Genomic DNA, 24,097 nt, shown 5'->3' on the forward strand with positions numbered 1-24,097 from the left:
ATCTTCGGGCCCCGATCGGTGACGTGGCGGGTGATGGGTGAGCCGATCCTGCTGGTGGGCGGCATCCGGGCGCTGCTGATGCAGGGTCTGCATCCGCGGGCGATGCGCGGGGTGCTGCAGAACTCCGCGCTCATGGACCCCCATGAGGCGTGGTCGAGGTTCGTGCGGACCACCGAGTTCGTACGCGTGCGCACGTACGGGTCCGACGCCGAGGTCGAACGGGCGGGACGGCGCGTCCGCAAGATCCACGCCCACCTGACCGCCTACGACCCCGACACCGGCACCACCTTCCGCCTGGACGAGCCCGCCGCCCTGCGCTGGGTCCACGTCGGCGAGGTCGACTCCTACCTGTCGGTCGCCCGGCGGGCCGGGGTGCGGCTGACGGACGCCGAGGCCGACGCGTTCGTCGCGGAGTGGCGGCGGGCGGCCGAGGTGGTGGGGCTGAAGGCGGAGGACGTCCCGGGGTCGGTGGCCGAACTGCGCGACTACATCGAGGCCGAGCGGCCGGGGCTGCGGTTCGTCCCCGAGGCGGCCCATCCGCTCCGCCTGTCGCTGAACGCCCCGCTCCCGCGCATGCTCACGCCGCTCAAGCCCGCGCTGCCCGCTTTGACGCTGCTGTCGTTCGCCACGCTGCCGCGCTGGGCGAGACGGCTGTACGGGCTGCCCGCCACACCGGTCGGCGACCTGTGGGCCACGGCGACCCTGCGCACCCTGCACACCGGGATCGGGCTGGTCCCGGGGGACGTCCTCTACAGCCCGGCCGCCCGGCGGGCGCGCCGTCTCATGGCCGCCTAACCTAGCGCTTGGTCAAATATGCCGGGGCGGTCGCGTGCGGCAATTCGGGCATGGCACACTGGTAGCGAACGAGAGCTAGCGTGCTCCGGGGTCGGTGAAATTCCGAACCGGCGGTTACAGTCCGCGACCCGGCCGATGCCATCGGCCGGTTGACCCGGTGAAATTCCGGGACCGACGGTTAAAGTCCGGATGGGAGGAAGCGCGCGAGGTGTCCGGTGTCCCAGCCGGGCGCCTGCCCTGATGCACAGCGGCATCAGGGCCGAAATCCCCCGGGGCCCGCCGTGGCTTGGAGCTACTGGCGAGTAGGAGACCCCCGGTGGAGATACCCGCGCAGGACGCCGCGCACATGGCCCGCGCCGTCGAACTGGCCGGGCGCGGACACGGCACCACCAGCCCCAACCCCGTCGTGGGCTGCGTCGTGCTCGACGCCGCCGGTCACGTCGTGGGCGAGGGCTTCCACGCGTACGCGGGCGGGCCGCACGCCGAGGTCGTGGCGCTGGCGCAGGCGGGGGAGCGGGCGCGTGGCGGCACCGCGTACGTGACGCTCGAACCCTGCGACCACACGGGCCGCACAGGGCCGTGCAGCCAGGCGCTGCTGGCGGCGGGGGTCGCGCGGGTGGTGATCGCGGTGCCGGACCCCAACCCCAAGGCGGCCGGGGGCGCGGCGCGGCTGCGGGCGCACGGGGTCGCGGTGACGTCCGGGGTGCGGGCCGCCGAGGCGGAGCGGGTCAACGAGGAGTGGCTGACGTACGCGCGGCTCGGGCGCTCGCACGTGACCTGGAAGTTCGCGGCCACGCTCGACGGGCGGTCGGCGGCCGAGGACGGGACCAGCCAGTGGATCACCTCGCCCGAGGCCAGGGCCGACGTGCACCGGCTGCGGGCCGCCGCCGACGCGATCGTCGCGGGCATCGGCACCGTCCTCGCCGACGACCCCCACCTCACGGCCCGCCCGGCGCCGGCGGCCACCCCGGGTGCGGGCGCCGGCGGGGCGGGGAGTCCCGGTGCGGATGGGCGGAAGCCGTTGCGGGTCGTGGTGGACGCGCGGGCCAGGACGCCGCAGGGCGCCCGGGTGCTCGACGACCGCGCCCCCACGCTCGTCGCCATCGCCGAGGACACCGGCACCGAACTCAAGGCCGACCTTCTCCGCCTCCCGAGCGACGGCCACGGCCTCGACCTCGAAGCACTCCTCAAGGAGCTGGCCACGCGCGAGGTCGTCAGCGTGTTCCTGGAGGGCGGCCCCACGCTGGCCGGCGAGTTCCTGCGGCGGGGCCTGGTGGATCGCGTGGTCGCGTACGTGGCCCCCGCGTTGCTCGGCTCCGGGCGGGCCGCGCTCGGCGCGGCCGGGGTGGGGACGATCGGCGCGATCCACCGCCTGACTTTTGACGAGATTTCCCTCATCGGGCCGGATGTACGGCTGATCGCCCGGCCCGCCACCCAACCAGGCAGGGAGCAGTGATGTTCACCGGAATCATTGAGGAAAAGGGCGACGTGGTGGCCATCGACCAGGCGGGCGGCGGGGCCGTGCTGTCGGTGCGCGGCCCGGTCGTCACCTCCGACGCCAAGCACGGCGACTCGATCGCGGTCAACGGCGTGTGCCTCACCGTCGTGGAGGTCGGGGACGAGGTGTTCACCGTGGACGTGATGAGGGAGTCGCTCGACCGCAGCTCCCTCGGCGGGCTCGTCCCCGGCTCCCCCGTGAACCTGGAACGCGCCGTACGCGCCGACCAGCGCCTCGGCGGCCACATCGTGCAGGGCCACGTGGACGGCACCGCCGTGCTGCTGTCCAGGCAGCCCGGCGAGAGCTGGGACGACCTGCGCTTCTCGCTTCCCGAGGCGCTGAGCCGGTACGTGGCGGAGAAGGGCTCGATCGCGATCGACGGAATCAGCCTGACGGTCACCACGGTTGACGACGACAGCTTCGGTGTGAGCCTCATCCCCACCACGCTCAAGCTCACGACCATGGGCGAGCGTCAGGTGGGCGACACCGTGAACATCGAGGTCGACGTGATCGCGAAGTATGTGGAAAGGCTGGTGGTCAGGCAGTGAACTGGGCCGACGCCGGATTCGACGTATTCGGCACTCATGTGCTCTGGACCGACCTGATCGGCAACATCGCCGCCCTGTCGACGGTCCTGCTCGCCATGCGCAAGTCGATGTGGACCTGGCCGGTGCAGTTCGCCGGCTCGGTGCTGTTGTTCGTCGCCTCGATCAACGCGCACATCACCGGGAACGCGCTCAAGCAGGCCCTGTTCGCGGGCTTGGCGATCTACGGCTGGTGGGCGTGGCGGCGCGGCACGCAGGACGGCAGGCAGCTGCGCGTCCGCCCCGCCGCGTGGTGGGAGCGGTCGCTGCTGATCGGCGGGATGCTGCTGGGCACGGCCCTGGTCGGGCTGCTGTTCTTCGTCACCGGCCTGTCGTGGGGCGCGCAGGTGCCGCTGCCGAAGGGCGCCTTCCTGGTGGCCGCCGACGCCTACATCTTCGTCGGCAGCGCGATGGCCACCTGGGCGCAGGGCCGGGCGCTGGTGGACTTCTGGATCGTGTGGGTGGCCGTCGACCTGGTCGGCGTGCCGCTGGCGTTCAGCTCGGGGCTGGTGGTCTCCGGGTGGGTTTATGGGATCTTCTTCGTTCTGGTGGTGATCGGGTTCGTGAAGTGGTTGCGTGAATACCGGACGGCCGAGGTCGGCGTGGCGGTGGCGCCGTGAGCGACGTCAAGCTGGACCCCATCGAGCGGGCCATCGACGACATCCGCAACGGCCGGCCCGTCGTCGTGGTCGACGACGAGAACAGGGAGAACGAGGGCGACCTCATCTTCGCCGCGGCCAAGGCCACGCCTGACCTGTGCACGTTCACGATCAGGCACACCAGCGGGATGATCTGCGTGGCCATGGAGGGCAAGGAGCTCGACCGGCTCGGGCTGCCCCTGATGGTCGCGCACAACAAGGAGCGCATGCGCACGGCGTACACGATCACCGTGGACGCCCGCGACGGCGTCACCACGGGCATCTCCGCGGCCGACCGGGCCCAGACCATCCGCACGCTCGCCGACTCCGCGACCGAGCCCAACGAGCTGGTGCGTCCCGGGCACATCTTCCCGCTGCGCTACCACGAGGGCGGCGTGCTGGGCAGGCGCGGCCACACCGAGGCGGCCGTGGACCTGGCCAGGCTCGCCGGGCTGTCGCCCGCGGGCGCGCTGGCCGAGGTGGTCAACGACGACGGCACCATGGCCCGGCTGCCCGAGCTGCGCCGCTTCGCCGACGAGCACGACCTGGCGCTGGTCTCCATCGAGCAGCTCGTCGACCACCGCCGCCGGGCCGAGAGCATGGTCACGCGGGTGGCCGAGACGCGGCTGCCGAACGCGTACGGGATGTGGCGGGTCTACGGCTACGGCAGCGCGCTCGACGGCGGCGAGCACGTCGCCCTCGTCTTCGGCGACCTGTCCGACGGCGAGAACATCCTGGTCAGGGCCCACTCCGAGTGCCTGACCGGCGACGTGTTCGGCTCGCTGCGCTGCGACTGCGGCGTGCAGCTCGGCAACGCCATGGCGGCCATCGCCGAGGAGGGCCGCGGCGTGATCGTCTACCTGCGCGGCCACGAGGGCCGGGGCATCGGCCTGCTGGCCAAGCTCAAGGCGTACAACCTGCAGGACAACGGCAGCGACACCGTCGACGCCAACGTGGAGCTGGGGCTGCCGGTGGACGCGCGGGAGTTCTCCAACGCGGGGCAGATCCTGGCCGACCTGGGCGTCAGGTCGGTGCGGCTGCTCACCAACAACCCGGCCAAGCTCAAGGGCATGGACGGCTACGGCATCAAGGTCCTCGGCCGCGAGCCCCTGCCCGTGGCCATGAACCCGCACAACGAGCGTTACCTCACGGCCAAGCGCGACCGCCTCGGCCATCACATCCCGGAGGCATCATGAGCGAGCGCAGCGAGCGATCAATCAGACGCAGCGGTATACCGCTCATGGGGCCGACGGAGGAGGACGCATGAGTGGACAAGGACGGCCGGATGTGGCGGCGCCCGACGCCTCGGGGCTGAGCGTGGGGGTGGTGGCGGCCAGCTGGCACGCCAAGATCACCGATCAGCTCGTGGCGCGGGCCCTGCAGGCCTGCGACGACAGCGGCGCCACGGCGACCGTGGTGCGGGTGCCGGGCTCGCTGGAGATCCCGGTGGTCGCCCAGGCGCTGGCCCGCCGCTGTGACGCCGTGGTGGCGCTGGGCGCGGTCATCAAGGGCGAGACCGCCCATTTCGACTACGTCTGCGACTCGGTGACCGCGGGCCTGACCCGGATCTCGCTGGATGAGGAGACGCCCGTCGGCAACGGCGTCCTCACCTGCGAGACCATGGACCAGGCCCTCGACCGCTCGGGCCTGCCGGGCAGCAAGGAGGACAAGGGGTACGAGTCGGCCATCGCCGCGCTCGAGACCGCCCTCCTCCTGCGGGACCTCCACTAGCCTGCGGTAGGTTTCCTTCGTGCCCGAGCCGATCACTCCACCGCCCCTGCCCATCACCTGGCGTCCCCGCAAACCGCGGATCGTCGCGTACGGCTCCGCCGCCGTGATCGTGCTCGGGTCGGTGGTCATGGCGCTCTTCATCGCCGAGCCGTTCAAGCTGCCCGACCGGCTGGCGATCGTGGCGTTCGGGTGCGCGGTGGCGTTCGTGCTGCACCTGCTGGGGCGGGTGCGGGTGGAGGCGGACGACGAGGGCGTCACGATCGTCAACGCCGCCCGCACCTACCGCTACACGTGGCCGGAGATCCTGGAGGTCACGCTGCTGGTGGGCGACCCCTGGCCGAAGATCGACACCTCTGACGGGCGCACCATCGGGGCCATGGGCATCCAGGGCTCGGAGAAGCCCCGCGCCCGCCGGGCCACGTTGGAGCTGGACGCCCTGATCCGGGAGCGCGGCGAGGCTCGCGAGAAGTAGCCGGCCGGTGGCAGGGTGTCATCGGCGGCGGGCGAATATCGCCGGCCCGGGTGTCGACGTAGCCTGAAGGGGTGCTGCGGCGGACAATCACGGCAATGGACATCGACTCGCCTGACAAGCTCATCGAGCTCCTCGACCGGCACGCCTACCTGGCCGACGAGGGGCTGGCCACGGCCGCCTTCCTGGCGCTGAGGATGGGCCGGCCCCTCTTCCTCGAAGGCGAGGCGGGGGTCGGCAAGACCGAGCTCGCCAAGACGCTGGCGAGCCTGCTCAAGGCGCCGCTCATCAGGCTCCAGTGCTACGAGGGCCTGGACGCGGCCCAGGCGCTGTACGACTGGGACTTCGCGCGCCAGCTGCTCCACCTGAAAGCCGCGGAGGCCGCGGGCGTCACCGACGTGAGCCGGTTGGAGGGGGAGATCTACGACCGCCGGTTCCTGATCGCGCGGCCCCTGCTCAAGGCCATCGAGACCCAGCCGAGCGTGCTGCTCGTGGACGAGATCGACCGGGCCGACGACGAGTTCGAGGCGTTCCTGCTCGAAGTGCTCTCCGACTTCACCATCTCCATCCCCGAGCTCGGCACCGTCAAGGCCAGGACGCCGCCGGTGGTCGTGGTGACCTCCAACAGGACACGCGAGGTGCACGACGCGCTCAAGCGGCGCTGCCTCTACCACTGGCTCGAACACCCCAGCTTCGACCGCGAGGTCGCCATCCTGCTGCGCCGGCTGCCCGGCTGCACCGAGACGCTGGCCGTGCAGGTGGCGCGGGCCGCCGAGCGGCTGCGCCAGGCGGACCTGGTCAAGCCGCCGGGCGTGGCCGAGACGCTCGACTGGACCGAGGCGCTGCTGACGCTGGGCGCCAAGGAGCTCGATCCCGCCCTGGCGGCGGCCACCCTGGGGGCGGCGCTGAAGTACCGGGAGGACGTCTCGAACGTGCTCGGCAACGGGCTGCTGCCCCATGGATGAGCTGGTCGCCACCGTCGCCGCGTTCGCCAGGACGCTGCGGGCGGCCGGGGTCGCCGCCGATCACGAGCGGACGCAGAACCTGCTCAGGGCGCTCGACCACCTCGACGTGGCCGACTCCGGCGAGGTCTACTGGGCCGGGCGGTTCACGCTCTGCGCCACGCCCGACGACCTGCCGCGCTACGACCGGTGCTTCGCCGCGTACTTCGGGGGGGTGCGGGCGGGCGTCGCCCGTACGAGCACGACCAGCGTCACCAGGCACCTGGCGGCGGAGACGCGCGGCGACACGGACGGTGACACGGATGGCGACACGGACGGCGACGACGAGACGGCGGCGCCGGCCACGGCGAGCCGCGCCGAGGTGCTGCGGCAGCGCGACGTGGCCAGGCTGACCGAGGCCGAGCGGGCCGAGGTGCACCGGATGCTGGCCATGCTGAGCTGCGGGCGCGAACGCCGGCGCTCGCGCCGCTTCGAGAGCGCCCACCGGGGCGTGCTCGACCCGCGCCGCACCATCCGCGACGCGCTCAGGAAGGGCGACATCGCCCGGCTCCGGCGCAAGCGGCACAGCACCCGGCCGCGCACGGTCGTCCTGTTCGTGGACGTCAGCGGCTCGATGGCCCCGTACGCCGAGACCTTGCTGCGCTTCGCCCACGCGCTGGTCAGGAGCGAACCCCGGGCCACCAAGGTCTACTCGGTCGGCACCAGGCTCACCCCGATCACCGCCGAACTGCGCCACCGCGACCCCGGCACCGCCCTGAACGAGGCTTCCAGGGCCATCCCCGACTGGAGCGGCGGGACCCGGCTGGGCGATGAGCTCAAGGAATATCTGTCCCGTTACAGTGCGCGGGGGACGATCGCCGTGATCGCCTCCGACGGATGGGAGCGCGGCGACCCCGCCCTGCTGGGGGCGCAGATGGCCAGGCTGGCCAGGCAGGCGCACCGGGTGATCTGGGTCAACCCGCACAAGGGGTATGAGGACTACCAGCCTCTCACGGGCGGCATGCGGGCCGCGCTCCCGTACGTGGACGACCTGGTGGCCGGGCACAGCCTGGCCGCCTATGAGCGACTGAGTGAAAGGCTGGCCCATGCGTGACGTGCTGCCGGAGATCGTCAGGTGGTGGAAGTCGGGGCTCGAGTTCGGGCTGGCGACGGTGGTGAGCACGTTCAGCAGCGCGCCCAGACCGCCGGGCGCGGCCATGGCGGTGCGCGGCGACGAGGTGGTCGGCAGCGTGTCCGGCGGGTGCGTCGAGGGCGCGGTGTTCGAGCTGGCCACCGAGGCCGACCGGCCCGTCCTGCAGCGGTACGGGGTGAGCGACGACGACGCGTTCGCCGTCGGGCTGACCTGCGGCGGCATCATCGACATATTCGTCGAGCCGATCTCGATCGAGACGTTCCCCGAGCTGGGGGAGATCTCGGTGTCCGTGGACGCGCGCGAGCCGGTGGCCGTCGCCACCATCATCTCGGGTCCCGGGCAGGTCGGCGCCCGCCGGGTCATCTGGCCGGACCGCTCGTCCGGCACACTCGGGCTCGACCGGCTCGACGAGGCCGTGGACGACGACGCGCGCGGCATGCTCGCCCAGGGCCTGACCGGCGTCAGGCGCTACGGCGGCCAGGGGGAGCGGCGGCTGGACGACCTGGCGGTGTTCGTGCAGTCGTTCGCGCCGCCGCCGCGCATGCTGGTGTTCGGGGCGATCGACTTCGCGGCGGCCGTGGCCAGGGTGGGCAAGTTCCTCGGCTACCACGTCACGGTCTGCGACGCCCGCCCGATCTTCGCCACCGCCAAGCGCTTCCCCGACGCCGACGAGGTCGTGGTCAAGTGGCCCCACGACTACCTGTCGTCGGTGCGGGTGGACGAGCGTACGGTGATCTGCGTGCTCACCCACGACCCCAAGTTCGACGTGCCGCTGCTGGAGGTGGCCCTGCGCACCGGCGCCGGGTACGTGGGCGCCATGGGCTCGCGCCGCACCCACGAGGACCGCCTCGCCCGGCTGCGCGAGTGCGGGCTCACCGACGCCGAGCTGGCCAGGCTGCGCTCGCCCATCGGGCTCGACCTCGGCGCGCGCACCCCCGAGGAAACGGCCGTGTCGATCGCCGCCGAGCTGATCCAGCTCCGCTGGGGCGGCTCGGGCCGCCCGCTGTCCAGCACCGAGGGCCGCATCCACGGCGACGCCCACCACGACGCCCACCACGACGCCCACCACGATGCCCACCACGACGGCCACCACGATGCCCACCACGACGGCCATGACGGGGTCTCATGAAGAGCGCGAAGGTGGCCGGGTTGCTGCTGGCCGCGGGTGAGGGCGCCCGGCTGGGCACGCCCAAGGCGCTGGTCGAGTACGCGGGCGAGCGGCTGGTCGACCGCGGCGTGCGGCTGCTGGAGGAGGGCGGCTGCCACCCCGTGGTGGTCGTGCTCGGCGCGGCCACCGTGCAGGTGCGCGGCGCGGTGACCGTGCGCAACCCCGGCTGGGCGTCCGGCATGGGCTCGTCCCTGCGCGTCGGGCTCGCCGCGCTGCCGCCGGAGGCGGAGGCCGTGGTGGTCGCGCTGGTGGACCAGCCGTTCATCCGCCCGGGCGCGGTACGGGCGCTGATCGCCTCGGGCGCCGGGCTGGCCGTCGCCACCTACGGGGGCAGGCGCAGGAACCCGGTGCTGATCGCCCGCGAGCACTTCGCCAGGGTGGCGGAGCTGGCCGAGGGGGACGTGGGGGCGCGGCCGTTCATGAAGGCCCACCCCGAGCTGGTCAGCGAGGTGCCGTGCGACGAGCACGGGGACCCGGCCGACATCGACACGCCCCAGGACCTGCGGCTGCTGGAGCCCCACCTAGAGTCGCAGTGAGGCGATGGCGGCGCGGTGGTCGCTGCCGGTCGCGGGGGCGACGCCCGCCTTGGTCGCCGTCATGCCCTTGAACAGGATGTGGTCGGGCCGGGTGATGGGGAACTCGGACGGCCAGGTGAACCCGAACCCGTCGCCCGCCACGATCTGCGCGTCGCTCAGCGGCGGGGTCAGCCCCCGCATGCCCCGGTCGGTGGTGGCGGTGTTGAGGTCGCCGAGGAGCAGGATGCGCCTGCTCGGGTCGGCGTCGATGAGCCGGCGCGCGTGCGCGAGGGAGGCGTCCCGAGAGGTGGTCGCCCCGGGGCGGGCCGAGGCCAGGTGCATGACGTAGACGGTCACCTTGCCCTTGGGGGTGGCGACCACCGCGCGCAGCGCCCGGGGCCAGCCCAGGCCGACGTCGAGCGGCTTGGTGTCGCTGATCGGGTAGCGGCTCCACAGGCCGACCGTGCTGACCGGATAGTGGTACTTGAACATCTTGTTGAGCTGCTTGGCCGCAGGGCCGCCGCTGGTCAGCTCCTGGGCGGCGAGCAGGTCGAGGTCCTTGGCGATCACGCGGACGGCCTCGCCCGAGGCGTCGTTGGTCACGCCCACGTTGACCGTGCCGACGGCCAGGTCGCTCGGGCCGCCCGGCGGCGAGCGGAACAGCGTGGAGCCGAACATCGCCGCCCACACCAGCCCGGGCACCAGCGCCGCGGCGACGGCCACCCTGGAGCGTGCCACCACCGCGGCCAGGAGCAGCACCGGCACGGACACGCCCAGCCAGGGCAGCAGGCTCTCCATCACGGGCGTGAACCCGCCGAGCGCGGGAATCAGCTGGTGTCCGGCCAAGGCCACGGCGACCACGGCGGACACGATGACGACGAGCCGACTCAGCACCTGATCCAGGCTAGTGGCTCCCTGCCTCCCGCGCCGACGCGATAGCCTGTTCGCGTCGCAACGGAATATCATTCGGTTTCAGTGGGAGCCCGGCATGCGCATCGGTATGGCACTCAACTACTCGGGCGGCTTCAAGGAGACGGTGGCCGAGCTGGCGGACTACGAGAAGGCCGGGCTCGACATCGTCTTCGTGGCCGAGGCCTACAGCTTCGACGCCGTCAGCCAGATGGGGTACATCGCGGCCAGGACCGAGCGGCTGGAGATCGCCTCCGGCATCCTGCCGATCTACTCCCGCACGCCGACGCTGCTGGCCATGACCGCCGCGGGCCTCGACTACGTCTCCGACGGGCGCTTCACGCTCGGCCTGGGCGCGTCGGGGCCGCAGGTGATCGAGGGCTTCCACGGGGTGCCGTACACGGCGCCGCTCGGGCGCACCAGGGAGGTCATCGAGATCTGCCGCCAGGTGTGGCGGCGCGAGCGCCTGGTGCACGAGGGCAAGCACTACACGCTGCCGCTCCCGCCCGACCAGGGCACGGGCCTGGGCAAGGCGCTGAAGCTCATCAACCACCCGGTACGGCCCCGCATCCCGATCGTGATCGCCGCCATCGGGCCCAAGAACGTCGAGCTCGCCGCCGAGCTGGCCGAGGGCTGGGAGCCGATCTTCTACGTGCCCGAGAAGGCCGCCGCCGTGTGGGGCCCGTCGCTGGCCGCCGGCAAGGCCGGGCGCGACCCCGAGCTGGGCGAGCTGGACGTGATCGCGCAGGCGTCGCTGGCGATCGGCGACGACGTGGCCGGGCTGCTGGAGTTCGGGCGGCCGATGGCGGCCCTGTACATCGGCGGCATGGGCGCCAAGGGCCGCAACTTCTACAACGACCTGGCCAGGCGCTACGGCTACGAGGAGGAGGCCGAGCGGATCCAGGACCTCTACCTTGAGGGCAAGAAGGACGAGGCGGCCGCGCTGGTGCCCGGCGAGCTGCTGGAGAGCATGTCGCTGATCGGCAGCGAGGGGTTCGTGCGCGACCGGGTCCAGGCGATGAAGGAGTCCGGGGTGACCACGCTCAACGTGGCGCCGTTCGGCAGGACCCACGAGGACCGGGTGCGGCTGATCGAGAAGATCAAGGACATTGTGGGGTGAGCCACACCCGTTAGTGGAATATGCCCGATTTCACGGGTGTTGTGGGAGCTTGTGAGGTTCTCCCTGGTGTTCGTGTGGCTCGTCGAGCGGCTGCACGTCGATCTGTGCCGGTTGCACGGATCGCTCTGTCGCTGACCGCGTTCAGCCTCGATCACCAATCCTCATCCGGCATGCCACCTCGCGGGTTCCGGCATGCCCTGAACCTCAGGAACTCCCCACCCATGAAGAGATTCTCCTTCTCCCTGCAACTCCTGCTCGGCCTCGCGGCCGGCATCGCGCTGGGCTTCGTCGCCAAGATCTGGGACGTGGCCTGGCTGGCCGAGACGCTGACCCGGATCGGGCAGATCTTCGTCCAGCTGCTCAAGCTCGCCGTGCCGCCCCTGGTCTTCACCGCCGTCCTGGTCAGCGTGGCCAACCTGCGCAACGTCAACGGCGCCGCCAGGCTCGCGTCCAAGACGCTGCTGTGGTTCCTCGTCACCGCGTTCGCCTCCGTGGCGCTGGCGATCGGGCTCGGCCTGCTCATCAACCCCGGCCAGGGCGTCACCCTCGACACGGCCGCAGCCAAGGCCGTCGACACCGACGGCGCGGGCACCTGGCTCGACTTCGTCACCGGCATCGTGCCCACCAACATCGTCACCGCCTTCACCGAGGTGAAGGTCCTCCAGATCGTCTTCCTGGGGGTCGTGCTCGGCGCGGCGGCCCTGGCGGCCGGCGAGAAGGCCGAGCCGTTCCTGAACCTGGCCCGCTCCGTCCTGGAACTGGTCCAGAAGGCGCTGTGGTGGGTCATCCGCCTGGCCCCCATCGGCACCGCGGGCCTGATCGGCAAGGCCGTGTCCACGTACGGGTGGGACCTGCTGGCGCCGCTGGCCAAGTTCAGCGCCGGGGTGTACATCGGCTGCCTCATCGTGCTGCTGGCCGTCTACCCGACGGTGCTGGCGGTGTGGGGCAAGGTCAACCCCGTCCAGTTCTTCCGCAACGCGTGGCCCGCGATCGAGCTGGCGTTCGTCTCCCGCTCGTCCGTCGGCACGCTGCCGCTGACGCAGCGGGTCACCGTCGAGCGCAACGGCGTGGACCGCGACTACGCCTCCTTCGCGGTGCCCTTCGGCGCCACCACCAAGATGGACGGATGCGCCTCGGTCTACCCGGCGCTGGCCGCGATCTTCGTGGCCCAGGTGTTCGGCGTGCCCCTCGGGTTCGGCGACTACCTGCTGATCGCGTTCGTGTCGGTGGTCGGCTCGGCCGCCACGGCGGGCCTGACCGGCGCGACCGTCATGCTGACGCTCACGCTCAGCACGCTGGGCCTGCCCCTTGAGGGCGTCGGCCTGCTGCTGGCCATCGACCCGATCCTGGACATGATCCGCACCGCCACCAACGTCGCGGGGCAGCTCGTCGTCCCCGTCCTGGTGGCGCGCTCGGAGGGCCGCCTGGACGAGGCCGTCTTCAACGCGGCGCCGCAGCCGCTCGACACCGCCGCGCCGGCGGGCCGCGTGCCGCGGCCCGTGGCGGCCTGACCTCGCCGCCGGGCGGCCTGCCGATACGCGAGCGGGCCGCCCGGCTCGGGCGTGCGCCCCCCGATGATGGGGCGGCAGGGGCCGTGGGGCCCTATGGTGGGTCGGAAATCCTGATGTTCGAGTAATTGGCGGGGATATGTCCGACTCGACGCCGTCCTTGGTCGCTGACCGGTACCGGCTTGACGAGCGCATCAGCAGCGGGCCGATGGGCGAGGTCTGGCGAGGGTACGACACGCGGGCCGACTGGGTCGTGGCCGTTAAGGTGCTCGGCGCCCGCGTGGCGGGGGCCACGACCCGGGAGGTGCTGCGGCAGCACGCCCAGGCCGTGGCCCGGGTGATCCACCCGAACGTGGCCATGGTGCTGGACGTCGGCGACCATGACGGCGCGCCGTTCCTCGTGATGGAGTTCCTCACCGGCCCCAGCCTGGGCGAGGAGCTGGGCGCGCGGGGTCCCCTGCCCGTCGTCGAGGTGTGCGACCTGATCGGGCAGGCCGCCGCCGGGCTCGACGCCGCGCACCGGGCCGGGGTCGTGCACGGGAACGTCGCCCCGCACGCCTTCCGGCTGGCCGGGAGCGGGGTGCTCAAGGTCGTCGGGTTCGGGATGGACGACCGGGTGCCGGACGGCTCGCGGTACCTGGCGCCCGAGCGGGCGGCGGGGCAGGAGGCCGCGGCCGCCGGGGATCTGTACGCGCTGGGGTGCGTCTGCTACGAGCTGCTGTGCGGCCGCCCGCCCTTCGGGGAGGCTTCCGACGGCGCCTCCGGCGCTGCCTCCAGCCGGGGCGCGGCCACGCCGCCGAGCGCGTCGCGGGCCGAGGTGCCCGCGGAGCTGGACCGGCTCGTCCTGGCCATGATCGCCGAGGATCCCGCGCAGCGGCCCGGCAGCGGTGAGGCGATCCGGCGGGCGCTGGCCGCCATCGCGCGGCCGCGCGCCAACCCCGCCGCACCGCCCGCGGCGGCTCCCCCCGGGCCGGGCATGCCCGTGACGGGCGTCTCGCTCAGGAACGCCGGGCCGGCGTCCGGCGCGTCAGGGGGCGGCGCGACCGAGGTCTTCCAGGTCGCGGGGCACGGCGGGGGGTCCAGGGCCGGTGACACCGCCGTCTACCAGGCGGGCGACATCGAGCCCGAACCGCCGTCGAACCGCCGGCTCATCCTCCAGCTCGGCGCCGCCGTGGTGGTCATCGCGGTGGTGACCGTGGTCATGGTGATGTGGGCGGGATCGAGGAAGGAGGAGCCGGTGACGGCGTCCACCCCGACCGCCGAGCCGACGACACAACCGACCACGCTGCCGACGACGCTGCCGACCGCTCTCCCGACTGTGACGACACTTCCCACCAAGGAGGCCACGCCCGGGCTGGTGAGCACCCTGGGGCCGGAGGAGCCGTCCTCGGTCCAGCCCAAGGCCACCCTGGGCGATGCGATCCCGCCGGGCGGCTACCGCAAGTGGCTGTCGGAGTTCGACAGCGCGCTGATGGCCCAGCAGGCCATGGGCGCGATCGATCCCAGGGTCGCGGGCAAGGCGCGCGACAAGATCAGGAAGGCGGCCAGGAGGTTCGAGGAGGGCCGCATCGACGACGGGATGAACCAGATCGCCGGCGTCTACCGCGACCTGGAGCGGGCGCAGGAGAAGGGCGAGATGGAAAGGTCCGGGCCGGCGGCGCAGGTCCTGAACGACTGGCGACTGCCCGGCGACTAGAAGGGCCGTAACACGTACATTGGCGCAATGACCGTCGATTACGCGGCGCGCCGGGCGCGCCTCGCCGATCTGCTGCCCGCCCGTGAGGTGCCCGCCCTGCTCGTCACCTCTGCCGTGAACGTCCGCTACCTCACCGGGCTGGCCAGCTCGAACGCCGCCGTCCTGGTCAGGGCCGACGGCACGGCGCTGCTGGCGACCGACAACCGCTACATCGAGGTGGCCCGCGCGCTGGACGTGCCGACGGTCGAGGCGTACGACGTGGAGAGCGCGCTGGTGGAGCCGGGCGCCGGGATCGAGGCGGCGTGGATGAGCGTGGCCACGTACCGGCGCCTGGGCGAGGGGCTGGTGCCGCTTGAGCCGGTGGTGGAGCTGCTGCGGGCGGTCAAGGACGACGGCGAGCTGGAGCTCCTGCGTACCGCCTGCGAGATCACCGATCAGGCTTTTGCCGATATTTCCGGGAAAATCGTCCCGGGGATCACCGAGCGCGACCTCGCCCGCCTCCTCGACAACCGCATGACCGAGCTGGGCGCCGACAAACCCGCGTTCGACACGATCGTGGCCGCCGGCGAGAACGGCGCGATCCCGCACCACGCCCCCTCCGGCAGGGAGCTGCGCGCCGGTGACCTGGTCACCATCGACTTCGGCGCCCGCTACGAGGGCTACCACGCCGACATGACCAGAACGGTCTGCCTGGGCCCGCCGGCGGACTGGCAGCGCGAGATCTACGACCTGGTCGCCGAGGCGCAGCGGGCCGGCAGGCACGCGCTCGCGCCGGGCGCGGGGGCCAGGGAGGTGGACGCGGCGGCCCGCACGGTCATCGAGGACGCGGGTTACGGCAGTCGCTTCCGGCACGGCCTGGGACACGGCGTCGGCCTGGAGATCCACGAGGAGCCGTTCCTGGGCCCCTCTCGGACCGGTAGACTAGAGGATCGAGTTCCGATCACCGTCGAGCCCGGGGTCTATCTCCCGGGCCGGGGCGGGGTTCGCATCGAGGACACCCTCGTGACACGTGTGGGCGGGCCGGAACTTTTCACGAAGACGACAAAGGAGCTGCTCGTTCTTTAGAGCGGCCGCACGCGGGAGAGAACGAGTGGCGACGACCAACGACCTCAAGAACGGCATGGTGCTGAAGCTCGAGGGCGGTGAGCTCTGGGCCGTGGTCGAGTTCCAGCACGTCAAGCCGGGCAAGGGCGGCGCATTCGTGCGCACCAAGCTCAAGAACGTCCTCTCCGGCAAGGTCGTCGACAAGACCTTCAACGCCGGCGTGAAGGTCGACGTGGCCAACGTCGACAAGCGCGAGATGCAGTACTCGTACAAGGACGGCGACGACTTCGTGTTCATGGACACCGAGACCTACGACATGGTCAACGTGCCCAGTGTCACCGTCGGCACCGCCGCCAACTACATGCTGGAGAACACTCTGGCCACGGTCGCGTTCAACGAGGGCTCGGCCCTCTACGTCGACCTGCCCGCCGCGGCCGAGCTGACCATCGCCGAAACCGAGCCCGGCCTGCAGGGCGACCGCTCCACCGGCGGCACCAAGCCCGCCACGCTGGAGACCGGCGCCGAGATCAAGGTGCCGCTGTTCATCACCACCGGCGAGAAGGTCAAGGTCGACACCCGCAGCGGCGAATACCTCGGCCGGGCCTGAGGTGTCGGCACGCGGCAAAGCACGCCGGCGGGCGCTTGACATCCTCTTCGAGGCCGAGTTGCGCGGCGAGGATCCGCTGAAGATCCTCGCCGAACGCGTGGAGCGGCAGGAGCCCCCGGTCAACGAATACACCTCGACGATCGTCGAGGGCGTCGCCAGGCACCACGCGCGCATCGACGAGCTGATCACCACGTACGCCGAGGGCTGGACCCTCGACCGGATGCCCGCCGTCGACCGCAACCTGCTGCGCGGGGGCACCTACGAGCTGCTCTGGATCCCCGACGTGCCCGAGGGCGTCGTGATCAGCGAGTGGGTGCACCTGGCGGCCGAGCTGTCCACCGACGAGTCGCCGCAGTTCGTGAACGGTCTGCTGGCCCGCTTCAAGCAGCTCAAGCCAAGCCTCACCCTTTAGACACCGTCAAAAGCCCGACTTCGGGGTACGTTCCAACCACGCCGGCCTGCACGGCTCGCGAAGGCGCGCCTTTGTGCGAGGCCTGGCCGTGAGGCCAGGGAGCGTGCGGACAAGTGGCGCGTCACCAGCCGCGACGCGCCCCTTTTCCGTTTTTCCGGCAATATCGTATGGCCATGGTGACCGAGGACGATGTGCGCCGGCTCGCGCTGGCGCTGCCCGAGACCGTCGAGAAGACCATGTACGGCACGCCCGCCTTCTACGTCCGCGGCAAGTGGTTCGCCCGGGTGCGGGAGGAGGGCCCGGCCGCCGCCGGGGTGCTGGTGCTGCCGGTCGGCTCCGAGGAGGAGAAGGCCGGGCTCATCGCGGCCGAGCCGGCCGCGTTCTTCACCACGCCGCACTATGACGGGTATGCCGCCGTGCTCGTGCGGTTCGGGGCCGTGGACGCCGAGGAGATGGGCGAGCTGCTGGCGGACGCGTGGCGGCTGCGGGCGCCGAAGCGGCTGGTCGCCCGGTTCGACGCCTGACCCGGCGGGCGGCGGCCGGCAGGATGCCGGTGACGGCGAGCGGGGGGTCGGCGCACGGCGTAGGCTGGGCCCATCCGCGGAGAAGCGCAGTTCATGAAGTGCGTGATCGCGAGGGGCCGGAGCTCGGGCCCGTCGCGGGGGGAGAGGGAGGCGAGCCGACGTTGCGTGCTGAAGGCGTCACGAGGACCCCGGCGGTGCGGACCGCCGTCGTCTGGGACGCGTTGCGGTCCGTGCTGGCCGAACGGACGGCGGCGACCAGGCGTGAGTCGCTCGACATCGTCGACGCCGGGGGCGGCACCGGCGGGTTCGCCGTGCCGCTGGCGGCGCTGGGTCACACCGTCACCGTCGTCGACCCGAGCCCCGACTCGCTGGCCGCGCTCGAACGCCGCACCAAGGAGAAGGGCGTGAGCGTGCGGGGCCTTCAGGGCGACGCCGCCGACCTGGGCGAGCTGCTCAGCCGCGACAGCGCCGACCTGGTGCTCTGCCACAGCGTGCTCGAATACGTCGAAGACCCGATCAGCGCGCTGACCGCCGTCGCGGGCGTGCTGCGCAGGGGCGGCGCGGTGAGCGTGCTGGCCGCCAACCCCGTCGGCAGCGCCATCCACCGGGCGCTCGCGGGCCAGTTCGAGGAGGCGCGGGCCGTGCTCGACGACCCCAGCGGCACGTGGGGCGACCGCGACCCCACCCCGAGGCGCTTCGCCGCCGAGACGCTGGCCGAGCTGCTGGCCGCGACCGGGTTCTCCGTCGGCGCCGTCCACGGCGTGCGGGTCTTCGCCGACCTGGTCCCGAGCAGGCTCGTCGACGGCGAGCCCGGCGCCGCCGAGGCGCTGGTCGCCCTTGAGCAGGTCGCCGCCACCCACCCGGTGCTGAGGGACATCGCGACGCAGCTGCACGTGCTCGGCCACAGGGCCTGAGGTGTCGGCACTGGGTATGGAACGCATGTTCGGATAGAATCGGCGGCGTGTCTCGCAAGCAGATCACCGGCATCGGCCCCGCTCCACGCACCGGGGCCGATGACAGCGGCTGCCCGATCCTGCACGTCGACATGGACGCCTTTTTCGCGAGCGTCGAGCTGCTGGAGCGCCCCGAGCTGCGCGGCCGCCCGGTGATCGTGGGCTCGCCCGCGGGGCGCGGCGTCGTGCTCAGCGCCACGTACGAGGCCAGGGCCCACGGCGTGCACTCCGCGATGCCGATGAGCAGGGCACGCAGGCTCTGCCCGCAGGCCACGATCATCCCGCCCAGCCACGGCAAATACTCCGAGGTCTCCAAGGGCGTCATGGAGATCTTCCACACGATCACCCCGCTGGTCGAGCCCATCGCGTCCGACGAGGCGTTCCTCGACGTCGGGGGCGCCAGGCGCCGGCTCGGCCCGCCGGCCGCTATCGCCGCCATGATCAGGGAGCAGGTCCTCGACCGCTACGGCATCACGTGCTCGGTCGGTGTGGCCGCCAGCAAGTTCGTGGCCAAGCTGGCCAGCAAGCAGTGCAAGCCCGACGGGCTGCTGGTGGTGCCCGCCGATCAGGTCGTCGCCTTCCTCCACCCGCTGCCGGTCTCGGCGCTGTGGGGCGTCGGCGAGCGCACCGAGCAGTCTCTCGTACGCCTCGGCATCCGCACGGTCGGCGACCTGGCCAGGGTGCCGACCGCCACCCTCCAGCGCGAGCTCGGCCAGGCCGCAGGCGGCCACCTGGCGGCACTGGCCTGGGGCCGCGACGAGCGGGCGGTCAGCTCCCACGTGCCCGACAAGAGCATCGGCAACGAGGAGACGTTCGCGTCCGACGTGGACGACCCCGAGGTGATCATGCGGGAGCTGCTGCGCCTGTCCGAGCGCGTGGCCGCCAGGATGCGTAAGGGCGGACACGTGGGAAGGACTGTAAGTGTGAAGCTCCGTCGCGCCGATTTCACCACGATCAACCGGTCGCGCACGCTGCGCGAGCCGACCGACGTGGCTCAGGTGATATACGCCACAGCCTGCGAGCTGTTCGAGGCGGCCGGCCTCCAGCGCGTGCGGCTGCGCCTGGTCGGGGTCCGGATGGAAAACCTGCGGCCCGCCGCCGAGGCCACCCACCAGCTCGGCCTCGGCGAGCGGGAGACCGGCTGGCGCGAGGCCGAACAGGCCATGGACAAGGCGATCCGGCGATTCGGGCCCGATGCGGTGGTCCCAGCATCGCTCGTACGTGGCAAGCTTGATGATGTAGAGACATGACGTCGATGTCTGGATTTTGTGGGGCGTCACTGTCGCGATTTTGGGGGAAGGGGGGCGAGATGGGCCACAATGGAGCCATGGCGACACCTCCGGTTTGGTCTGCGTTGGACGTTTGCTTTCGCCTACGTCTACAGCCTCGTATTCTGGGGATAACCGACCGCGAGGTTCGGACACCCCGTGTCGTCCGTTGCCGTCTTCCCCGTCCTGGGGCCGTCCTTGGGAGGCGCCGTGCCGCTCTCTGAGCACGAGCAGCGCTTGCTCGACCAGATCGAGCAGGCCCTCTACGCCGAGGACCCGAAGTGGGCCAACACCGTAAGGATCAGTGACCCGCGCAGCCATTACAAGCGTCGTCTGATCAAGGCCTCCATCGGCTTTGCTCTCGGCGTCGTCATCATGATGGTCGGCGTGGTGATGAGTGGCAGTGCCCTGATCCCTCTCGGCGTCGGCGGTTTCGTGGTCATGCTCGCCGCGTGTCTGTGGGGCCTGTCCAGTTGGAAACGTATGAATGGGTTCGGTGACTCCGCGCCCGCCTCGGGAACGGCCCCTCCTCCGGGCAAGCAGGCCCGACGGGGTCGCCGAGGGACCTTCATGGAGCGCATGGAAGAGCGCTGGCGCCGCCGTAACGACGAGCGCTGACCGCCTGACCTGCGGAGCCGCTCGGACTCGCGTCCGGGCGGCCCTCGTGTTGGAGGCGGCCCCACCGGCTCTCGCCATGCCCTCACCCGGCGGGCGCCGGCAACGGTCACCCGTCCCGGAGAGCCTGCCCGTGCTCGACGGCCCGGTCGTTCCGTTCCCTCAGACGGACTCCGGAAAGCGATCCGGACCCCGGAAAGCGAACCGGCCGTCCCCCTTGTTGAGGGGAACGGCCGGACGCGTCGGTCGGGTCAGGAGCCCTTCGGGGCGGCCGTCCGCCGGAGCCTGATGTTCTCCAGCAGGTCGAACCCGTCGAGCAGCCGTTCGCCCAGCCCCCGCAGCCGCCGCAGCGTGGAGGGCGGCAGCAGCACCGCCCGCACCCGGCGCCCGCGTGACACCGTGGCCGCCAGCGCCTGGCGCACCTTGCGCAGGTCCTTGCGCAGCGGCTCGATCCGGCCCGGATCCCTGGCGAACAGCACCCGCTCCACCGCGGACGCGATGGCCGTGATGGCCGCCGCCGAGTCCGCGTCGAACTCGTACTGCTGGGTCAGCCGCCGGGCCAGCGCCCGCGGCGTCTCGCTGAGCTGGCGGGCCATGCCGTAGTCGTACAGCACGTCGTCGAGCTCCGCCCAGGCGGCGGCCACCGACGGATGACCGGCCCCCGGCCTCGACGCGATCGAGGCCGTCAGCTCGTCGGACGGTTCCGAGACCTTCCACCCCAGGGTGCGCACGCGGCGGTTCCTGGTGATCAGCCGCAGGCCCGCGGGGATCAGCAGCACCAGGAGCAGCGCCGCCGCGCCGATGCCGATCTGGCCGATCAGCGGCATGGAGTCGTCCGGCGGCAGCCCGCCGGGGGTGACCACGCCTTCGCGGTCCAGCTCGCGAGGGTTGCGCCGGGTCTGCGGGTCGACCGGATCGTCAGCGGACGAACTGGTCGAACCCGGCGTCGGCGTCGCCGCCTCCCCGGTCGCCTCGGGCCTGGGCTGCGTGTACTCGGGCACCCGCGCGCTGCCCTGGCCGAGCGAGCCCGAGGGGGTGGGCTCGAACGGCAGCCAGCCCACGCCCTCGAAATACAGCTCGGGCCAGGAGTGGGAGTCGTTCGTGCCGACCTGCCAGCGGTCGCCGACCTTCGTGCCGCCGGTGTAGCCGATCGCCACCCGAGACGGGATGCCCGTCAGCCTGGCCAGCACCGCCATCGACGCGGCGAACTGCTCGCAGTAGCCCGCCCGGTCGCGCAGCAGGAAGTCCCGCAGCGCCGAGTTGCCGTGCCCCTGCGTGCGCAGGTTGTAGGTGAAGTTGCCGTTCGTGAAGAACTGCTGCAGCTTCACCGCCGCCTCGTAGTCCGTCTTGGCGTTCGCGGTCAGCTTGGTCGCCAGCTGGGCGATCTCGGGCGGCAGGTTGTCCGGCAGCCTCAGGAAACGGGGATCGACGTTCGGCTGGGTTCCGCTGAGCGAGTCCAGCAGGTCCGGCGTGGGCTCCGGCTCGCTCGTCGTCACGTCGTACTCGACGCCGGCGGCCTCGTCGCGGGTGGAGAAGACCATGAGCGTGTCCACGTCCGCCCGCCAGTCCCCGTCGATCTGGATCTGTCTCGGCGGGTACGGCAGGGGCAGGAACTGCAGCTTCGCGATCTCGTCGCTGATCTGGACGTTCGTGGTCACGTTCTGGACCTTCGGCGCGGAGCCGAGGCCGGGCGGCGCCGGGAGGGGGCCGTTGTCCGTCCTGTTCTGCGGCGCCCCCTTCGGCTCCGTCATGCCGAACTGCTGGCCGTCGAACGTGTCGAGCGCGTAGATCCGCAGGTAGCGCGGCTTGTCGTCGGTGTTGGCGTAGGTGAGCACCACCCGGCGCTCCGGCAGCTCCAGCTGGCCCTTCAGGTTCGCGATGGGGTTGGGGATGCTGATCGAGTTGCCCCTGCCCGGGCCGCTGCCGCCCACGCCGAACGTGAAGAACGACACCGGCTCCATCGCCGGCAGCAGGGCGGGCACCAGCACCGCCAGCAGGATCGCGGCGAATCCGATGCGCTTGCCCGACAGCCGCAGCCCGCTGGTGTCCGCCGTGGCGCGGGCTTCGGGCCGGGCGGCCGTGGCGCGGGTCGTCCGCCGTACCAGCACCGCCCTGCCCCAGTGGCCCACCCGCTCGCGCCCGTCGGCGATCAGCAGGCCGATGAACCCGAGCGCGGCCAGGATGAACGCCGGCCAGCTGATCGGGTCGGGCAGGATCGTCGCCGGCACGGTCGCCAGCGCCAGCAGCGGCAGCCCGGCCAGCGCGGCTTTGCGCAGCCGCGCGGCCAGCAGGTCCACGGAGATCGCGATCAGCGCCACGCCGCCCGCGGTCAGCAGCGTGATGCCGGCGGTCTCCGGCACGGGGGCGGCGAAGCGCTGGATGTCGGTCCAGCCGACCCCCAGCAGCCGGCCCAGCTCCACCACCGACTCCCGCGTGGGCACCACCAGCGCCCACGCCTTGGCGGAGGCGAACGACGCGGTCAGATAGACCCACACCGCGAGCAGCGCGACCAGCGGCGCCGCCCACGCGGGCAGCGACAGACGGCTGCTCAGCACGCCCGCGGCCATCACGGCGAGCACGGCGCCCAGCGACGTCCAGAACCAGGTGCCGCCCTGGAAGAGCGGGTAGAGCAGGAACGCCGCGGCGAAGGCGGCCACGCCCGCGGCGGCGGTCAGCCTCATGACGCGCCTCCCGCCGAGTTGAGCGCGAACCTGTCGCGGTTGGCCGCGTTCTGCCAGACGGAGGCGATCGAGGTGCCCGCCGGCAGGCGCACGATGCGCCAGCCGTACCCGGCCAGGACCGTCTGCACGGCCTGGTGGTTCTCCGCGGCCGCCCGGTCACCGCCGTCCCACGTGCTCACGTCGAGCATCACCGCCACCGCGGTGATGCCGCTGTGCCTCAGCCTGGCCAGCTCTCTCGCCTCCTCGGGGTCGAGATCGCCGAGCACGGCCACGATCAGCCCGTCGCCCCCGCCCTGGCGCAGGGCCGAGACGCCCATCTCCAGGGAACGGGCCGGGCTGTGCCGCACCACGGCGAGGGTGTCGAGCAACGACCAGCTCAGCCCGGTGTCCGTCAGGTGCTCGGCGCCCTGGTCGGTCACCAGGCGCAGGCCGAGGCCCTCGCGGGCCAGGTGCACGCCGATCGACGCCGCGGCCGAGACCGCCACCTCGAACGACGAGCGCGGGCCCTCGCCCCGGTGCGCGTACCTGCGGGTGTCCAGCAGGAGCGCGCCGCGGCTCTGCCACTGCTGCTCCTCGCGGCGCACCATCAGCTCACCGTGGCGGGCCGTCGAGCGCCAGTGCACCCGGCGCAGGTCGTCGCCCTGCCGGTACTCGCGCGGCGCCACGTCGTCGTCGCCGGCCGCGGCCACGCTCCTGGTGCGGCTGTCGCCGCCGCCCGTCCACTCGCCCGACAGCCGCACGTGCGGAAGCGCCGCCACGTGCGGCGTCACCACGAGCGTGTCGCTGATCGTGAACGAGCGGGTCAGCTCGACGAGCCCGAACGGGTCGGCGATGCGGACCGACAGCGGGCCGATCGTGTAGCGGCCGCGCAGGTCGGAGCGCACCCGGTAGTCGATCTCCCGCACGCCCCTCGACTCGACCCGGTCCAGCACGAACCTGGGCCGCACGCCCAGCGCATAAGGAACGGTGTCCTCGATGAGCAGCAGCCCGGTCGGCAGCCTGGTGACGTTCTCCAGCCGCAGGGTCACGGTGGCCTCGCCGCCCACCTCCGCCCTCGGCGGGTCGAGGCGCCTGGCGCAGCTCAGCCGGTAGCGCGTGCGCGCCACCACCATGGCCGCCAGCAGCGGCAGCGCCGTCACCAGCACCCCGATCCTGAACAGGTCGTTCTCGCCCAGGATGACCGCCATCAGCAGCGCCGCGACGCCGGAGGCGAGGAACGACCTGCCCCTGGAGGTCAGCGCCCGAAGTCCGGCTCTCACTGTGCCTCA

The 24,097-nt window shown here is 72.0% G+C and carries 24 protein-coding genes and 1 riboswitch; of the genes, 21 read left to right on the plus strand and 3 right to left on the minus strand.

Annotation, left to right across the window (positions count from 1 at the left end):
- Positions 1-33: 33 nt before the first annotated feature.
- From ACIBQ1_RS00845 to ACIBQ1_RS00895, 11 genes are all read left to right on the plus strand, one after another.
- Positions 34-795 (plus strand): oxygenase MpaB family protein, encoded by a 762-nt coding sequence (locus ACIBQ1_RS00845; protein WP_397273845.1) that lies wholly within the window; start codon positions 34-36, stop codon positions 793-795.
- 76 nt (positions 796-871) lie between these two features.
- Positions 872-1,002, plus strand: a riboswitch (FMN riboswitch).
- A gap of 109 nt (positions 1,003-1,111) precedes the next feature.
- On the plus strand, positions 1,112-2,251 hold the full coding sequence (gene ribD / locus ACIBQ1_RS00850; RefSeq protein ID WP_397273846.1) for a bifunctional diaminohydroxyphosphoribosylaminopyrimidine deaminase/5-amino-6-(5-phosphoribosylamino)uracil reductase RibD: 1,140 nt from the start codon (positions 1,112-1,114) through the stop codon (positions 2,249-2,251).
- Positions 2,251-2,841 (plus strand): riboflavin synthase, encoded by a 591-nt coding sequence (locus tag ACIBQ1_RS00855; RefSeq protein ID WP_397273847.1) that lies wholly within the window; start codon positions 2,251-2,253, stop codon positions 2,839-2,841. The genes ribD and ACIBQ1_RS00855 overlap by 1 nt, the downstream gene beginning before the upstream one ends.
- Positions 2,838-3,497, plus strand: a complete 660-nt coding sequence (locus ACIBQ1_RS00860) for a nicotinamide riboside transporter PnuC (RefSeq protein ID WP_397273848.1) — start codon at positions 2,838-2,840, stop codon at positions 3,495-3,497. The genes ACIBQ1_RS00855 and ACIBQ1_RS00860 overlap by 4 nt, the downstream gene beginning before the upstream one ends.
- The gene (locus tag ACIBQ1_RS00865; protein ID WP_397273849.1) at positions 3,494-4,711 is read left to right on the plus strand and encodes a bifunctional 3,4-dihydroxy-2-butanone-4-phosphate synthase/GTP cyclohydrolase II; all 1,218 of its coding nucleotides are present in this window, start codon (positions 3,494-3,496) and stop codon (positions 4,709-4,711) included. The genes ACIBQ1_RS00860 and ACIBQ1_RS00865 overlap by 4 nt, the downstream gene beginning before the upstream one ends.
- A gap of 67 nt (positions 4,712-4,778) precedes the next feature.
- The gene (gene ribH, locus ACIBQ1_RS00870; protein WP_397273850.1) at positions 4,779-5,246 is read left to right on the plus strand and encodes a 6,7-dimethyl-8-ribityllumazine synthase; all 468 of its coding nucleotides are present in this window, start codon (positions 4,779-4,781) and stop codon (positions 5,244-5,246) included.
- Positions 5,247-5,265: 19 nt separating this feature from the next.
- Positions 5,266-5,718: a PH domain-containing protein gene (locus ACIBQ1_RS00875; RefSeq protein WP_397273851.1), complete on the plus strand. Its 453-nt coding sequence runs from the start codon at positions 5,266-5,268 to the stop codon at positions 5,716-5,718.
- A 95-nt stretch (positions 5,719-5,813) separates the two neighbouring features.
- Entirely contained in the window at positions 5,814-6,680 is an 867-nt protein-coding gene (locus ACIBQ1_RS00880; RefSeq protein ID WP_397273852.1) for an AAA family ATPase, read from the plus strand.
- Positions 6,673-7,770, plus strand: coding sequence for a VWA domain-containing protein (locus ACIBQ1_RS00885; RefSeq protein ID WP_397273853.1), 1,098 nt, complete (start codon positions 6,673-6,675; stop codon positions 7,768-7,770). Before ACIBQ1_RS00880 ends, ACIBQ1_RS00885 begins: the two co-directional genes overlap by 8 nt.
- The gene (locus tag ACIBQ1_RS00890; protein ID WP_397273854.1) at positions 7,763-8,938 is read left to right on the plus strand and encodes an XdhC family protein; all 1,176 of its coding nucleotides are present in this window, start codon (positions 7,763-7,765) and stop codon (positions 8,936-8,938) included. Before ACIBQ1_RS00885 ends, ACIBQ1_RS00890 begins: the two co-directional genes overlap by 8 nt.
- A complete protein-coding gene (locus ACIBQ1_RS00895; RefSeq protein ID WP_397273855.1) occupies positions 8,935-9,513 on the plus strand; it encodes an NTP transferase domain-containing protein in 579 nt (192 codons plus the stop codon). The genes ACIBQ1_RS00890 and ACIBQ1_RS00895 overlap by 4 nt, the downstream gene beginning before the upstream one ends.
- On the opposite strand, the gene ACIBQ1_RS00900 is transcribed toward ACIBQ1_RS00895, so the two are convergent.
- Positions 9,499-10,386, minus strand: coding sequence for an endonuclease/exonuclease/phosphatase family protein (locus tag ACIBQ1_RS00900; RefSeq protein WP_397273856.1), 888 nt, complete (start codon positions 10,384-10,386; stop codon positions 9,499-9,501). The genes ACIBQ1_RS00895 and ACIBQ1_RS00900 overlap by 15 nt on opposite strands.
- Positions 10,387-10,480: 94 nt before the next feature.
- Between ACIBQ1_RS00900 and ACIBQ1_RS00905 the strand changes: the two genes are divergently transcribed.
- The 10 genes from ACIBQ1_RS00905 (at position 10,481) to ACIBQ1_RS00950 (ending at position 20,151) form a co-directional block, all read left to right on the plus strand.
- Complete coding sequence (locus ACIBQ1_RS00905; RefSeq protein ID WP_397273857.1) at positions 10,481-11,521, plus strand: LLM class F420-dependent oxidoreductase; 1,041 nt, start codon at positions 10,481-10,483, stop codon at positions 11,519-11,521.
- Positions 11,522-11,742: 221 nt separating this feature from the next.
- Positions 11,743-13,032 (plus strand): dicarboxylate/amino acid:cation symporter, encoded by a 1,290-nt coding sequence (locus ACIBQ1_RS00910; RefSeq protein WP_397273858.1) that lies wholly within the window; start codon positions 11,743-11,745, stop codon positions 13,030-13,032.
- Between the two features lie 136 nt (positions 13,033-13,168).
- On the plus strand, positions 13,169-14,725 hold the full coding sequence (locus tag ACIBQ1_RS00915; RefSeq protein WP_397273859.1) for a serine/threonine-protein kinase: 1,557 nt from the start codon (positions 13,169-13,171) through the stop codon (positions 14,723-14,725).
- A 27-nt stretch (positions 14,726-14,752) separates the two neighbouring features.
- A complete protein-coding gene (locus ACIBQ1_RS00920; protein ID WP_397273860.1) occupies positions 14,753-15,790 on the plus strand; it encodes a M24 family metallopeptidase in 1,038 nt (345 codons plus the stop codon).
- A gap of 25 nt (positions 15,791-15,815) precedes the next feature.
- Entirely contained in the window at positions 15,816-16,376 is a 561-nt protein-coding gene (gene efp / locus ACIBQ1_RS00925) for an elongation factor P (protein ID WP_397273861.1), read from the plus strand.
- Between the two features lies 1 nt (position 16,377).
- The gene (nusB, locus tag ACIBQ1_RS00930) at positions 16,378-16,788 is read left to right on the plus strand and encodes a transcription antitermination factor NusB (protein ID WP_397273862.1); all 411 of its coding nucleotides are present in this window, start codon (positions 16,378-16,380) and stop codon (positions 16,786-16,788) included.
- Between the two features lie 173 nt (positions 16,789-16,961).
- A complete protein-coding gene (locus ACIBQ1_RS00935; RefSeq protein ID WP_397273863.1) occupies positions 16,962-17,312 on the plus strand; it encodes an MmcQ/YjbR family DNA-binding protein in 351 nt (116 codons plus the stop codon).
- Positions 17,313-17,410: 98 nt separating this feature from the next.
- On the plus strand, positions 17,411-18,226 hold the full coding sequence (locus ACIBQ1_RS00940) for a methyltransferase domain-containing protein (protein WP_397273864.1): 816 nt from the start codon (positions 17,411-17,413) through the stop codon (positions 18,224-18,226).
- Between the two features lie 47 nt (positions 18,227-18,273).
- The gene (gene dinB, locus ACIBQ1_RS00945) at positions 18,274-19,515 is read left to right on the plus strand and encodes a DNA polymerase IV (RefSeq protein WP_397273865.1); all 1,242 of its coding nucleotides are present in this window, start codon (positions 18,274-18,276) and stop codon (positions 19,513-19,515) included.
- Between the two features lie 228 nt (positions 19,516-19,743).
- Entirely contained in the window at positions 19,744-20,151 is a 408-nt protein-coding gene (locus ACIBQ1_RS00950) for a DUF3040 domain-containing protein (protein ID WP_397273866.1), read from the plus strand.
- Between the two features lie 248 nt (positions 20,152-20,399).
- Here ACIBQ1_RS00950 and ACIBQ1_RS00955 read toward each other — a convergent pair whose 3' ends face one another.
- Positions 20,400-22,829, minus strand: coding sequence for a transglutaminaseTgpA domain-containing protein (locus ACIBQ1_RS00955; protein WP_397273867.1), 2,430 nt, complete (start codon positions 22,827-22,829; stop codon positions 20,400-20,402).
- Complete coding sequence (locus tag ACIBQ1_RS00960) at positions 22,826-24,088, minus strand: DUF58 domain-containing protein (protein WP_397273868.1); 1,263 nt, start codon at positions 24,086-24,088, stop codon at positions 22,826-22,828. The genes ACIBQ1_RS00955 and ACIBQ1_RS00960 overlap by 4 nt, the downstream gene beginning before the upstream one ends.
- Positions 24,089-24,097 lie beyond the last annotated feature (9 nt).

The organism is Nonomuraea sp. NPDC050153 (assembly GCF_044460125.1).
In the GTDB taxonomy this organism is placed as follows: Bacteria; Actinomycetota; Actinomycetes; order Streptosporangiales; family Streptosporangiaceae; genus Nonomuraea.

Coding starts and splice junctions, on each gene's coding strand:
- ACIBQ1_RS00880 (WP_397273852.1), top strand. CDS start 5,814: ATGGACATCGACTCGCCTGACAAGCTCATCGAGCTCCTCGACCGGCAC.
- ACIBQ1_RS00955 (WP_397273867.1), bottom strand. CDS start 22,829: ATGAGGCTGACCGCCGCCGCGGGCGTGGCCGCCTTCGCCGCGGCGTTC.
- ACIBQ1_RS00890 (WP_397273854.1), top strand. CDS start 7,763: ATGCGTGACGTGCTGCCGGAGATCGTCAGGTGGTGGAAGTCGGGGCTC.
- ACIBQ1_RS00845 (WP_397273845.1), top strand. CDS start 34: ATGGGTGAGCCGATCCTGCTGGTGGGCGGCATCCGGGCGCTGCTGATG.
- ACIBQ1_RS00905 (WP_397273857.1), top strand. CDS start 10,481: ATGCGCATCGGTATGGCACTCAACTACTCGGGCGGCTTCAAGGAGACG.
- ACIBQ1_RS00935 (WP_397273863.1), top strand. CDS start 16,962: ATGGTGACCGAGGACGATGTGCGCCGGCTCGCGCTGGCGCTGCCCGAG.
- ACIBQ1_RS00885 (WP_397273853.1), top strand. CDS start 6,673: ATGGATGAGCTGGTCGCCACCGTCGCCGCGTTCGCCAGGACGCTGCGG.
- ribH (WP_397273850.1), top strand. CDS start 4,779: ATGAGTGGACAAGGACGGCCGGATGTGGCGGCGCCCGACGCCTCGGGG.
- ACIBQ1_RS00910 (WP_397273858.1), top strand. CDS start 11,743: ATGAAGAGATTCTCCTTCTCCCTGCAACTCCTGCTCGGCCTCGCGGCC.
- ACIBQ1_RS00855 (WP_397273847.1), top strand. CDS start 2,251: ATGTTCACCGGAATCATTGAGGAAAAGGGCGACGTGGTGGCCATCGAC.
- ACIBQ1_RS00920 (WP_397273860.1), top strand. CDS start 14,753: ATGACCGTCGATTACGCGGCGCGCCGGGCGCGCCTCGCCGATCTGCTG.
- ACIBQ1_RS00915 (WP_397273859.1), top strand. CDS start 13,169: ATGTCCGACTCGACGCCGTCCTTGGTCGCTGACCGGTACCGGCTTGAC.
- ACIBQ1_RS00895 (WP_397273855.1), top strand. CDS start 8,935: ATGAAGAGCGCGAAGGTGGCCGGGTTGCTGCTGGCCGCGGGTGAGGGC.